Annotated in this window: 2 tRNA genes and 1 rRNA gene; all 3 read right to left on the bottom strand. The window is 50.5% G+C overall.

The features are described 5' to 3' along the window. Window positions 1–165 precede the first annotated feature (165 nt). Window positions 166–241, bottom strand: a tRNA-Ala gene (locus tag AC1DPK_RS34265). A gap of 37 nt (window positions 242–278) precedes the next feature. Further along, window positions 279–355, bottom strand: a tRNA-Ile gene (locus AC1DPK_RS34260). Between the two features lie 116 nt (window positions 356–471). Continuing rightward, a 16S ribosomal RNA gene (locus AC1DPK_RS34255) occupies window positions 472–585 on the bottom strand; the annotation flags it as partial.

The following is a 585-nucleotide window of genomic DNA, read 5'->3' as shown; positions in this document are numbered from 1 at the left end:
CGTCCTTCTTCGGCTCCTGGTGCCTAGGCATCCTCCGTGCGCTCTTACTAGCTTAACCAAATGCTCAGGTGATCGCTCACCTTCGCTTACGTAAAAACAGCTTTAAAGGATGTTTCAGCAATTCTTTTCTTTCGTTATCCAGTTTTCAATGTACAAGTATTCTTTTGGTGGAGCCAAGCGGGATCGAACCGCTGACCTCCTGCTTGCAAGGCAGGCGCTCTCCCAGCTGAGCTATGGCCCCAAATTTAGTATGGGTACCGACTTCTCAGAGTCGATAATGGTGGGCCTTAGTGGACTCGAACCACCGACCTCACCCTTATCAGGGGTGCGCTCTAACCAGCTGAGCTAAAGGCCCATAGGTATTCCCTTTGGACTTCCTTTGAAAGATGATTAATCTTTCAAAACTGACAACGAGTAAGCGATAAACTGCCAAGTTTATCCGAACCTCATCGGGYTCGGGTATTTCCTTAGAAAGGAGGTGATCCAGCCGCACCTTCCGATACGGCTACCTTGTTACGACTTCACCCCAATCATCTACCCCACCTTCGACGGCTAGCTCCCTTGCGGGTTACCCCACCGGCTTCG

The organism is Paenibacillus sp. 01T424, from assembly GCF_056398745.1.
Note: the sequence above shows the minus strand (reverse complement) of the source record. Positions and strands in the feature narration are given on the sequence as shown.